General features: G+C 59.1%; 13 protein-coding genes and 1 pseudogene. 4 read left to right on the forward strand and 10 right to left on the reverse strand.

The features are described 5' to 3' along the window. Nucleotides 1-649 (reverse strand): AlgP family protein (locus ACEN2T_RS08570; RefSeq protein WP_442116565.1); only part of this gene is annotated, 649 nt, incomplete at its 3' end. Between the two features lie 192 nt (nucleotides 650-841). On the opposite strand from ACEN2T_RS08570, the gene ACEN2T_RS08575 reads away from it, so the two are divergent. Next, complete coding sequence (locus tag ACEN2T_RS08575; protein WP_099601744.1) at nucleotides 842-1,519, forward strand: FKBP-type peptidyl-prolyl cis-trans isomerase; 678 nt, start codon at nucleotides 842-844, stop codon at nucleotides 1,517-1,519. Nucleotides 1,520-1,573: 54 nt separating this feature from the next. Here ACEN2T_RS08575 and ACEN2T_RS08580 read toward each other — a convergent pair whose 3' ends face one another. The 8 genes and pseudogenes from ACEN2T_RS08580 to ACEN2T_RS08615 all read right to left on the reverse strand — a co-directional run. Next, nucleotides 1,574-2,032 carry an Rsd/AlgQ family anti-sigma factor gene (locus ACEN2T_RS08580; RefSeq protein WP_032884346.1) on the reverse strand — a complete coding sequence of 153 codons (459 nt, stop codon included), beginning with the start codon at nucleotides 2,030-2,032 and terminating at the stop codon, nucleotides 1,574-1,576. Nucleotides 2,033-2,245: 213 nt separating this feature from the next. Further along, nucleotides 2,246-2,767 (reverse strand): disulfide bond formation protein B, encoded by a 522-nt coding sequence (locus ACEN2T_RS08585; RefSeq protein WP_095185188.1) that lies wholly within the window; start codon nucleotides 2,765-2,767, stop codon nucleotides 2,246-2,248. Nucleotides 2,768-3,004: 237 nt separating this feature from the next. Continuing rightward, nucleotides 3,005-4,246: a heme biosynthesis protein HemY gene (locus ACEN2T_RS08590; protein ID WP_442116566.1), complete on the reverse strand. Its 1,242-nt coding sequence runs from the start codon at nucleotides 4,244-4,246 to the stop codon at nucleotides 3,005-3,007. Nucleotides 4,247-4,251: 5 nt separating this feature from the next. Further along, the gene (locus ACEN2T_RS08595) at nucleotides 4,252-5,367 is read right to left on the reverse strand and encodes a uroporphyrinogen-III C-methyltransferase (RefSeq protein ID WP_032884350.1); all 1,116 of its coding nucleotides are present in this window, start codon (nucleotides 5,365-5,367) and stop codon (nucleotides 4,252-4,254) included. 18 nt (nucleotides 5,368-5,385) lie between these two features. Beyond that, nucleotides 5,386-6,147, reverse strand: a complete 762-nt coding sequence (locus ACEN2T_RS08600; protein WP_442116567.1) for a uroporphyrinogen-III synthase — start codon at nucleotides 6,145-6,147, stop codon at nucleotides 5,386-5,388. After that, nucleotides 6,144-7,085: a hydroxymethylbilane synthase gene (gene hemC / locus ACEN2T_RS08605; RefSeq protein WP_032884352.1), complete on the reverse strand. Its 942-nt coding sequence runs from the start codon at nucleotides 7,083-7,085 to the stop codon at nucleotides 6,144-6,146. The genes ACEN2T_RS08600 and hemC overlap by 4 nt, the downstream gene beginning before the upstream one ends. 138 nt (nucleotides 7,086-7,223) lie before the next feature. Then, nucleotides 7,224-7,970, reverse strand: a complete 747-nt coding sequence (locus ACEN2T_RS08610) for a LytR/AlgR family response regulator transcription factor (RefSeq protein ID WP_095185190.1) — start codon at nucleotides 7,968-7,970, stop codon at nucleotides 7,224-7,226. Further along, nucleotides 7,967-8,083: pseudogene (locus ACEN2T_RS08615) on the reverse strand (sensor histidine kinase); the annotation flags it as partial. The gene ACEN2T_RS08610 and the pseudogene ACEN2T_RS08615, both read right to left, overlap by 4 nt. 390 nt (nucleotides 8,084-8,473) lie before the next feature. On the opposite strand from ACEN2T_RS08615, the gene argH reads away from it, so the two are divergent. Next, complete coding sequence (gene argH, locus ACEN2T_RS08620; protein ID WP_032884354.1) at nucleotides 8,474-9,868, forward strand: argininosuccinate lyase; 1,395 nt, start codon at nucleotides 8,474-8,476, stop codon at nucleotides 9,866-9,868. A gap of 35 nt (nucleotides 9,869-9,903) precedes the next feature. Here the strand turns inward: argH and ACEN2T_RS08625 are convergent, their stop codons facing one another. Then, on the reverse strand, nucleotides 9,904-10,563 hold the full coding sequence (locus ACEN2T_RS08625) for a glutathione S-transferase family protein (protein ID WP_122756243.1): 660 nt from the start codon (nucleotides 10,561-10,563) through the stop codon (nucleotides 9,904-9,906). A 125-nt stretch (nucleotides 10,564-10,688) separates the two neighbouring features. On the opposite strand from ACEN2T_RS08625, the gene ACEN2T_RS08630 reads away from it, so the two are divergent. Both ACEN2T_RS08630 and ACEN2T_RS08635 read left to right on the forward strand, forming a co-directional pair. Continuing rightward, nucleotides 10,689-10,973, forward strand: a complete 285-nt coding sequence (locus ACEN2T_RS08630; protein WP_032884356.1) for a hypothetical protein — start codon at nucleotides 10,689-10,691, stop codon at nucleotides 10,971-10,973. A 95-nt stretch (nucleotides 10,974-11,068) separates the two neighbouring features. Further along, nucleotides 11,069-11,323, forward strand: a complete 255-nt coding sequence (locus ACEN2T_RS08635; protein ID WP_003195403.1) for a TIGR02647 family protein — start codon at nucleotides 11,069-11,071, stop codon at nucleotides 11,321-11,323. Nucleotides 11,324-11,420: the final 97 nt, after the last annotated feature.

The following is an 11,420-nucleotide window of genomic DNA, read 5'->3' on the forward strand; positions in this document are numbered from 1 at the left end:
CTGGCTTGGCGGCTGGTTTTGCAGCAGCGGTCTTAGCAACTGGCTTGGCGGCTGGTTTTGCAGCAGCGGTCTTAGCAGCTGGCTTGGCGGCTGGTTTTGCAGCAGCAGTCTTAGCAGCTGGCTTGGCGGCTGGTTTTGCAGCAGCAGTCTTAGCAGCTGGCTTAGCGGCTGGTTTTGCAGCAGCAGCCTTAGCAGCTGGCTTGGCGGCGGCTTTGGCGGGTGCCTTCGCTGCAACTGCTTTTGCAGGTGTACGAGCGCCCAGCACTTTCGCCACGGCTTCTTTAACACGACCAACGCCCTGGGCCAATTTCAGGCTTTCCTGAGCATCTTTCTTGAGTTGGGAAATGTACGCGCGCGTTTCAGCTTGGCGATCCTTGAGGGCGTCCAGCAGGTCCTCAAGTTCTTTGACAGCGTCTTTGGCTTTAGCTTGTGCCTTGGCCTTGCCGGCGGTGGCGGCGTCTTGCAGTTTGGTACGGGATTTATGCAGCTTTTCTTGCGCCTTACCGCGTTGTTTTTCCAACTTGGCGAGCAGTTTTTCTGCATCGGCCAACGCTTGGGAACACGCGCTTTCCAGATGTTCGAGCAGGCTGCTCGACAGTTGTTGGAGTAAGTGCAACGGGGTATTAACAGGCTTCTGTTTGGCCGACATGGTTTACCTCCTGGCTGACGTGGGTGCGGCTCATACTAGCCCTCTGCTCTTACCGCCGCTAGGGCATGTTGACAGTATCGTTTGCCTTGCGTTGCACGGTACGAAAATTCTTATCGATATATCGAAAACACGCGACACTTTTTACCCTTTCACACTGGCATAATCCGTCGCACTTTCGGCGGGAGAATGCCCATGTCGCGTTACCTTTTTCTTGTTCTGGGCTTGGCAATTTCCGTAGCCAATGCGGGCGAGCAATCACCCTCCAAAACGGCAGACCAAGAGCAGCACGACCTTGCCTACAGCCTGGGCGCCAGCCTCGGTGAACGCCTGCGCCAGGAAGTGCCGGACCTGCAGATCCAGGCGTTGATCGAGGGCCTCAATCAAGCCTATCAAGGCAAGCCGTTGGCGTTGGATAACAAGCGCATCGAACAGATTCTTGCCCAGCATGAAGCGCAGGCCGAAGCCGACGCCCAAGCACCCAAAAGTGAAAAGTCGCTCGCAGCTGAACAGCAGTTTCTAGCCAAGGAAAAAACGGCAAAAGGGGTGCGCGAATTAGCTGACGGTATCCTGCTCACGGAACTGACACCCGGCAGCGGCAGCAAACCTGGAGCTAATGATCAGGTTCAAGTGAAATACGTTGGGCGGTTACCCGATGGCACAGTCTTCGATCAGAGCACACAGCCCCAGTGGTTTCGCCTGGACAGTGTGATCAGCGGCTGGAGCAGTGCGTTACAACAGATGCCGGTGGGAGCGAAATGGCGCCTGGTGATTCCATCAGCCCAAGCCTACGGCGCCGACGGCGCGGGCGAGTTGATCCCGCCTTACACGCCATTGGTATTCGAGATCGAGTTACTCGGCACTCGCCAATGATCCAATAAAAAACGGTGCGTCATGCGCACCGTTTTTTTAAATCACCGTTGAGGATCAAGCCTGAGTGGCTGGCTCTTCCTTGTGGGCATTATGCAGCACTTCGATCAAGCAATCTTCCAGTTCGAAGCGCTCATGCAACAGCGCGCCCAACTCCTTGAATTTTTCGGCAACGCAGTTTCCGGCATCACACAGGTCGGTGAACGCCAGCAGCTTCTCGGTGATGACATCAATGCGTGGGTAAATGGTTTCGGCCAAGTCGAGACCACGTTGATCGTCGAAGGCTTCGGCCTCCTTGGTCAGCTGCTCGTAGACGCCGAAGTGGCCGGCCGACACGTAGTCCACCAAGACACCACAGAAATCCTGCAACGGCTCGCGATTCTCACCCAGTGCCTCAGGCTTGGCGCCGAGAGCATCAAAGGCCCGAACCAGTTCGTGACGTGCCTTCAACCAGCTGTCGATCAGCTTGTGCACCCCACCCCAGCGTTCCTGAGCATTCTGACAACTTTCCAGCATGATGATCTCTCTTCCCTATAGGGGCGCTGCCGCCTGATGCCCGCGCAACACTTCAAGGAGTAAGCCGCAGCGGGACAAGGCCGCATCTGACAAGCAAACGGTTTTAATAACGCGTGCGGGCCAGATTATGCCCGCACGACTATGGCTTCAAGGTACGCAGGAGAGAAAGTTCATACAAGTGTTTAATCCCATCCTACAAACCGCGACCTTCGTTCAGCGCCCTACCGGACGCAAGGGACGGCTCAAATACAGCCGTGAAAACTGTATGACACCGAGGACTAGCATGCCCAGGAAGAACAACAGGCTCCATTCGGGAAGGCTCAAGTCGAACAGCGTCCAGCTTATTTCCACACAATCGACGGTACCCTCGACCACCAATCGCAAGGCCTGCCACACCGAGAGGTTATCGATCATGTGGCTCAGGCTGGGCCAGCAATCGGCGGCCTGATCCGGTGCGGCATTTTGCAGCAGCACCTGACGCACAGCGGTAACGGCACCCAACAATGCACATCCCATGCTCGTCAGCCCGTACAGGTAGTAAGTGGATCGACTGGATGAATGGATAGCGGCAACCAGATTGATGAGCGTGAATGCGGCCAGAAAGGCCCGTTGTATCTGGCACAGAAAGCACGGGCGTAACGATGCACCGAACTCAAGATAGAAGGACGCGCCCAACGTCAGCGCACCCGCCATGAACGCAAGAAAAAACAAGGAGCGTGAAGGGGCCAAAGACATGCTTTATCCGCACAGCGAGAGATAGGTCGTTACGGTAGAGGAAAGGCCCGACCCCTTTCAATACGCGACAGAGCAGACAGTTCTGTGAGATCGCAGGGATATCCCGCATAAGCATGAAAGACTTCGAGCATCCCAGTGTAGGAGTTTGCAGTAGAGCGCTTAAAACCCAGCATCTGCTGGGCATTGAAGGGCTAACTCTCAGACGTATCTGAGCAAACCCTCCATTCCTTTCCTACATCAAGACCGGGTAGGAACTGGCAGGGGAGAGGCCAGTAAGCTGTTATCCAGCAGACCCAAACCTTCTTGGAACAGTTGGTTGCTGCGCTCGGTATCACCCAACTGGGCCAATAACCGCGCCAGCTCGGCACACGCCTCAGGATTACGCTGCACTTGAAGGCTACTTTCCAGATAATCCCGTGCCTTGCCCCACAGGCTGTTTTGCAAGCACAGACGACCCAACGTCAGCAGCAGGCTGGCATCACCCGGATGATCCTTGAGCCACCCCTCGGCAAACTTCAATTGCCGGGCCTGGTCACCGCCGCGCAACAGGCCGTACAGACGAATCAGGTGGCTGTCATAGCCGCGCTTGATAGCACCGCGCAACGCCTCCTCCGCCTTGGCATCGGCGCCCAGCTGGCGCAGTTGCTCAGCGTAAGCCAGCACCAACTGCGGCTCCTGACGCTGAGCCGAAGTGAGTTGCTGCCAGGCCCGCTCAAGGGACTGCAAACCCGCTTCGCCCTGCTCTTCGCGCTGAGCAGCCAGGCTCAGGTTCTCGCCCCAGGCACGGCGCTCCAACTCGGCCAGTTCGCTGGCAGGCAGCACTTTGTCCTTGCGCAGCTCCGGCAGCAGTCGGATGACCGAAGACCAGTCGCCTCGCTGCTGGTGCAAACGCTGCAATTGGCGCAATACCTGGGCGTTATGGGGATGACGCTCGTGCATGACCTGCAAGGTCGTCAACGCGCCGTCAGTATCGCCACGGTCCAACTGCAATTGCGCATGGCTCAACGCGACCGCCAACTCCGCTTGGGGCTGACGCTCCAGCGCACGCGCCAGCAAACCGTCGGACTCCTCATACCGACCCTGCTCATTCGCCGCACGGGCCGCGCCCAGGTAGTACAACAAAGGCTGGCGCTCAGCTTCAGCTGCACGATGCAGATGACGCTCAGCGCTGGCCCAGCGGCCTTCAGCGAGGTCCATCTGGCCCTGTTCGATGGCGATCTGCACACGGCGACTGCGGTTACGCCGAGACCACGGGTTGACCACGCCACCGGAGGTGGTCACCAGGCTCAGCAACACGCGAATCAGGTAAATGGCGAGGCCGATGGCAAACACTGCTACCACGGTCGCCCATAGGCTCGACTCGTAATGCAGCACATGAGGATAGGTAATCAGCACATAGCCGGTGTGTTTCGAAATGCCCACAGCGAGTGCCAGGGCGATCGCAACCACCAGCACCAGGATCACATAGAAACGCTTCATCGGCTCTACTCCTGGATCGCCGGCTTGCCAGCCGCCGCCTTAGCTTCGTCAGCAGACACATGACGACGTTCTAGGTACGCCTGCACCGCAGCCAGACTCGCCGCCAGGTCCGGTGTCACTACCGACACAGCTTTTGGCTCAAGCTCGGCGATACGCGCCAGCATCGCCTTGCTCTGCGGATTGTCCTGGTTGAAGTTGTCCTGCAACACGCTGCGCGCCTCGCCCAGCGAACGGCTGTACACCGCCGACTCTCCATTGAGCGCCGCCCATTGCGCCTGCTCCAGCGCCAGGCTCAGGGCCAGGCGAACTTGGTTCAGCCCCTGACCGGCGAGCAGTGGCCGAATGTTATCGTCGGGATTGAAGTCGATGCGGAAGTAACGGGAAATCTGCTCCCACCACTGTCTCCAGCGGCTATCCGTATCGGTGCTTGGACGCCCCTGCCCAGAGGGCTCGGTGAGCTGATATTCAGGGGCAATGGCTGCCAACTGCACAACTTGGTCACGCAAGGCTGCCAATTGCAGGTAGAGCCCGGTACGGTCCGGCTGCTCGGTACTGCGCAACGCGGCCAGGCTCTTGGCCAATTGTTCTCGGGCAGCGTAGGAACCTGGATCGCTCTGCTCGCGAAGAATCTCGTCGGCACCCTGCACCAGCGCCTGGGCACTGTTGATATCTTGCAGGGCGGACAGCCGCAAACTCGCCAGACGGATCAGGTGCTCGGCCTCGGCCAGGCGCCAGTCTTTACGGCTGGCCCCCAGCACGGTTTCCAGACGCTGGTTAAGGCGCTGCTGATCACCTTGCAACTGGGCGACCAGACGGCGGCGCTCTTCCAACTCGTCAGCGCCCGGCAACTGGGCCAAGCGCGCAGCCAGTTGCTGCTGACTTTGCTTGAGGGACTGGGATTGGTCATCCAAGGTCTGCACCTGACCCAGCTGCTGCTGGCTGCTGGCTTGCAGGGCGCGGACCTGCCAGATCCCCCAACCCCCGGCAGCAACCCCCACGGCGCCAAGCAGCAAGGCGACAACTGCCAGGCCATTGCCACGGCGCGGCGTGGTGACCGGTGACTCAACCGGCGCATCGAGTGCGGGTTGGGTTTCATCTTTAGGCAAGGCTGTTTCGCTCACGTATCCGTCCTTTGCGTATCAGAGAGTGGGAACGGGATGACTCCGTAACGCCACTAACAAAGCCGCGGCACTCGCGCCGCGACAATCCACAACTTTTTCTGCGCCAGCAGCCCGTGCCATCTCGGCGACTCGTGGGCTGGGCACGAACAACGGCAGCTGTGCCACCTGTGGCCAATCGGGGCCGGCCAAGGCTTGCAGGTGCAAAAAACCCTGCCCACTGCTGACCACCAGGCCGTTCAAGCGTTCCAACTGGATGCGTTGCACCAGCACACCGGCGTCATAGGTCGGCAGGAAACGGCGGTACAACTCCAGATAGTCGACACTAGCACCTTGCTCGCGCAAACGCTCCGCCAGCAACTCTCGACCGCCCTCGCCACGCAGAATCAACACCCGTGAATCGCGGCACGCGATAGCCTCGCGCAACGCCGGTAATTGAAGCAAGGCCTCGCTGTCGTCGCCGCTTTGGGGATAGTGAACGCTCAGGCCCTGATCGGACAGTACCTGCGCAGTTCCGGCGCCGACGCTGAACCAAGGCATTTTTGGTTTGGGATGATGAGCCAACTGCTGCAGGGCAAGGCGCGCAGCGGGCTTGCTCACCACGATCACCGCGCAATAGCGATGCAGGTCACGGAAGACAGCCTGTTGCTCGGGCGTGATGGGTAAAGGCTCAGTGTCCAGCAGGGGCAAACTGCTGCTGAAAATGCCGGCTTCAGATAACGACGCCGCCAGGGCGGTCGATTCCTCTGCAGGCCGCGTCAGCAGCACTCGCCACCCACTCACTGCGGACCGGCCTCACCGTAGACTTTTTGCAGAATGGCACCAGCGCCTTTATCCAGTAGCTCTTCAGCGACCTGGATACCCAAGGCCGTGGCATCACGCTGCGGCCCGCGCACTTCGGCCGTTAACAAGGTGCCGCCGTCAGGGTCGCCGACCAGGCCACGCAGCCACAGGTCTTCACCTTCGAGCACGGCGTAGCAAGCAATCGGCACTTGGCAGCCGCCATTGAGGTGCTTGTTCAGAGCTCGCTCGGCTGTGACACGCACTTCGGTATCGTGGTGATCGAGCGGCTTGAGAAGTTCGTGGATTTGGCTGTCGGCGGTGCGACATTCGATGCCCACGGCGCCCTGCCCACCCGCTGGCAAGCTGTCTTCGACGCTGATGGCGGAGGTGATGCGATCTTCGAAACCCAGACGGATCAAACCAGCGGCAGCCAGGATGATCGCGTCATATTCGCCAGCATCCAGCTTAGCCAGGCGAGTGTTGACGTTGCCACGTAGAAATCGGATCTGCAGGTCTGGACGGCGGGTCAGCAGCTGGGCCTGACGACGTAAGCTGGAGGTGCCGACGATGCTGCCCAGCGGCAGCTCATCCAGGGATGCATAGGTGTTGGAAACGAAGGCATCACGCGGGTCTTCGCGCTCGCAGATGCAAAAAAGGCCCAGGCCTTCGGGAAAGTCCATGGGCACGTCTTTCATCGAATGCACGGCGATGTCGGCTTCGTTTTCCAGCAGCGCAGTTTCCAGTTCCTTGACGAACAGGCCCTTGCCCCCGATTTTCGACAGTGGCGAGTCAAGCAGCTTGTCGCCGCGACTGACCATGGGCACCAGGGACACCGTGAGGCCGGGATGGGCCTGCTCAAGGCGTGCTTTGACGTATTCGGCCTGCCATAAGGCCAGAGCACTTTTACGGGTGGCGATGCGGATTTCGCGAGAGGACATGGATCAATCCGTACTGAATAGATACGGCAGATAATAACAGCTCAGGCAATTGCGCTTTGATTTGAATCAGCAAGTGCGGGGCCTCCCTGGCCACGTCGCACCGGGATAAGGAATGCAGGCCTCGCTACAGCCCTCGAACTAAAGCTGCTGCATCATTTTGCGCACGCCCGCGACATGGCGTCGACTGACGATCAACGCATCGCCGTTAAGCCCTTTAAGGAACAACTGGAAGTGCCCCAGAGGTGTGCGTTGAAGACGTTCGATCCGCTCGCGGGCCACCAGCGCATTGCGGTGGATACGCACGAAGCGTTCGCCGAACTCATCCTCAAGGGCCTTGAGCGGCTCATCGAGCAACACTTCGCCAGCCTCATGTCGCAGGGTCACGTACTTGTGATCGGCAATAAAATAAACAACCTGGCTCAGTGGAATCAGCTCAATCCCTTTGCGCGTACGTGCGCTGATGTGGCTGCGCGGCCCGTTACCACTTTGGGCGGCAGGCTGGGTCAAGGCTGCCAGTTGGGCGCGGTTGGGGCGCTCGGCTTTCTTCATGGCCTTGAGCAAGGCTTCGGCAGTCACTGGTTTAATCACAAAGCTGACGCCACTGGCTTCCAGCGTCTGCTCAGCAAACTCTTCTTGCGCGGCGCATAACACCACGGCGGGTGGCGATTCTCGCTCGCTCAGCCGGGCGGCGACTTGCAGGCCATCAAGGCCCGGCATGCGGATATCGAGCAACACCAGGTCGGGCTTGAGGCTGTCGATCAGCGTCAACGCCTCCTCCCCGTTGGTGGCACTCGGCTCAAGGACTGTATAACCCTCAAGTTCACTGACCAAGCGGGTCAGTCGCTCGCGGGCTTGGGGTTCGTCATCAACGATCAGGACATTCATATAGCGCTGGATTCCTGCGTGAGTCTCGCACAAGGATAGCGTAGACAGGTGCGGTGACTTGCGTCACAGCGATCCACGCTAAGACTAGCGCGAGCGGCAAAAAGTGCCCTGACAGCGGCACCCATATTTACCCGGACCTGTTCAATAGCGCCCAAGACCTGCTGCCATCGGGCATCGTCGTAGGGTTTGCTGATACACAATCCGAATACCCCCCTTTTAAATGGATAGTCAGGCTCTGACCGCAATACCCGACTTTGGTGCATTCACACACTATCAGTCCAACTGTAGACGCTCACCGGAACGATATTGCGCAATCGTCAAATATCGTTTCGATAAACATCTACCTCCAGTCTCTTCCCGGACGCGTTCGGCGGCAAGGCACTTAGCCATCCTTTGCACAAATAAAAATGCCGACGACCCGCAGCACCGCCTCCACGGGCAACCCTGTTATTATCGCCGGCAGACTTCCACGCCTCTTTATTAAGCAGACCACGAGCGAATCCATGAGCACCGACAAGACCAACCAGTCCTGGGGCGGCCGCTTCAGTGAACCCGTCGACGCCTTCGTCGCCCGCTTCACCGCCTCCGTCACCTTCGACCAGCGCCTGTACCGCCACGACATCATGGGCTCCATCGCCCACGCGACGATGCTGGCCAAAGTCGGCGTGCTGACCGACGCCGAGCGCGACAGCATCATTGACGGCCTGACCACCATCCGCGGTGAGATCGAAGCCGGTACGTTCGACTGGCGCGTCGACCTGGAAGACGTGCACATGAATATCGAGGCCCGCCTCACCGACCGTATCGGTGTGACCGGCAAGAAACTGCACACCGGTCGTAGCCGTAACGACCAAGTGGCCACCGATATCCGCCTGTGGCTGCGCGATGAAATCGACCTGATCCTGTCCGAAATAACGCGCCTGCAAAAAGGCCTGCTGGAGCAGGCCGAACGCGAATCGGACACCATCATGCCCGGCTTCACTCACCTGCAAACCGCCCAGCCTGTGACGTTCGGTCACCACCTGCTGGCCTGGTTCGAAATGCTCAGCCGCGACTACGAGCGCCTGGTCGATTGCCGCAAGCGCGCCAACCGCATGCCACTGGGCAGCGCCGCGCTGGCTGGCACCACTTACCCAATCGACCGCGAGTACACCGCGCAACTGCTGGGCTTCGACGCTGTGGGCGGCAACTCCCTGGACGGCGTCTCGGACCGTGACTTCGCCATCGAATTCTGCGCCGCCGCCAGCATTGCGATGATGCACCTGTCACGCTTCTCCGAAGAGTTGGTGCTGTGGACCAGCGCGCAATTCCAGTTCATCGACCTGCCGGATCGCTTCTGCACCGGCAGCTCGATCATGCCGCAAAAGAAAAACCCCGACGTGCCAGAGCTGGTCCGCGGCAAGAGCGGCCGCGTATTCGGCGCACTGATGGGCCTGCTGACCCTGATGAAAGGCCAGCCGTTGGCTTACAACAAGGACAACCAGGAAGACAAGGAACCGCTGTTCGACGCCGCCGACACCCTGCGCGACTCGCTGCGTGCCTTTGCCGACATGATCCCGGCGATCAAGCCAAAACACGCGATCATGCGTGAAGCGGCATTGCGCGGTTTCTCCACGGCAACGGACCTGGCGGACTACCTGGTGCGCCGTGGCCTACCGTTCCGTGACTGCCACGAAATCGTCGGCCACGCAGTGAAATACGGCGTGGAAACCGGCAAAGACCTGGCAGAAATGAGCCTGGAAGAACTGCGCCAGTTCAGCGACCAGATCGAGCAGGATGTGTTCGCCGTACTGACCCTGGAAGGTTCGGTGAATGCGCGTAATCACATCGGCGGCACTGCGCCCGCGCAGGTGAAGGCAGCGGTCGTACGCGGCCAGGCGTTGCTCGCCAGCCGCTAAAAAATGTGGGAGGGGCTTGCCCCTCCCACACTTGATCACTTTTTGGCCGCAATCATCGCCATAAACGCCGGCATCGCCGCCTCCCGGTCCGCTGCCACCTTTTGGGCGTTGGGCATGGCATGCAATCGCTCCAACAACACTTTCGCCTTTGGCAACTCAGCCAGCAAATCCAATCCAAACAGCTTCTCGCCCACGCCACAGGCGAGGTTCACGCTGTACATGAAATACAGATCCGCAATCGTAAAACTTTCCCCCGCAACGTAAGGCGCGAACTTGCCGTGCCGACCTAAAGAACCAATCCCCAGCAGCAACTCAGCCTTGGATTTTTCCTTGATCGCCTCCGGCACCGGCATACCGAAAAACGCCTCGGCAAAACACGCGCGGGCGGGCAATTCGATGTACAGCTCGATTTCCCGGCACAGCGCCAGCACTTGGGCACGCTGGAATGGGTCTGCCGGCAACAGCGAAGGGCCTTCCTGGGTTTGCTCGATGTATTCGAGTATCACGCTGGTTTCGTTGATAAACCCCTGCTTTACGCCAAGCGCCGGTACCTTGCCGCGCGGACTGATTGCCAGGGCTTCCGGGGTTTGACCGGCGTAGAAAGGCACCTCTTCAAACAGGAGCCCTTTCTCCAACAGCGCCAGTTTCACCATGTTGTAGTAGTTGCTGACCGAAAATCCGTAGAGCTTGAGCATCGCAAAGCCTCCAGGCCGTGTGCGGGGTTGGCTGCAAGAGTTATAGATCTTGACGCCCAGCCTGACCAGCAGCATCACCTGCCTGAATGGAGGTAGACTGGCGCCCTTTCCTTGAGGAGCCTGCCATGAGCGAGCCGACCGATATCGACAGTGACGAAGAAGAATTCACCGAAAACACCCTGATCGAAGCGATCGAGAACCAGATCGAAAGCGACAATCCCCCCGCCGCCAAGGCGACCTTCAACAAACTGACCCTGGTGGGTTATGAACGCGAAGACATCCTGAATCTTATGGCCCACGTGCTGGCGTTCGAGATCGACGCGATGCTGGACGAGGACCGCGCCTTCAATACCGAATGGTATGAAACCGCGCTGCGGGCGTTGCCTGAGTTGCCGCCTGAAAAGGAATAATCCCGGCACGCAGCAACACGCTGGACAGTTCGGCAAAGTGCGTTCACCTTATGGCCTGCTAGCCTCTAATAAATTTTAGAAAGTCTGGAGTCCTTATGTCGTATACCCCTGAATTGGTTGCCGAACTGGAAATCCTTGTACTCTTCCCCTTGGACAGCACCAAGGAAGGTCTGAAGGTCCATCAGACCGCCGCTCCTACTGCCATCGCCGCTGCCAAGCGCCTCCATGCCAAAGGACTTATCGACCAGCCAGACGGTGGCTATCTGACCAGCCTCGGTCGGGACGCCGCAGAGCAGGCCCAAACCCTGCTGACTATTCTGACCACTGCCAGCACCAAAGAAGCAGCCTGATACCCGATACCGCCCATGGAGTCCGCTCACTGCGGATTCCAAGGGCGTTGCTGTGGGCCAGTTAAAATTCTGGCGTCAAAGACCATTTCCCCTAAAC

This window comes from Pseudomonas sp. W22_MBD1_FP4, assembly GCF_052113765.1.
Classification (GTDB): domain Bacteria; phylum Pseudomonadota; class Gammaproteobacteria; order Pseudomonadales; family Pseudomonadaceae; genus Aquipseudomonas; species Aquipseudomonas sivasensis.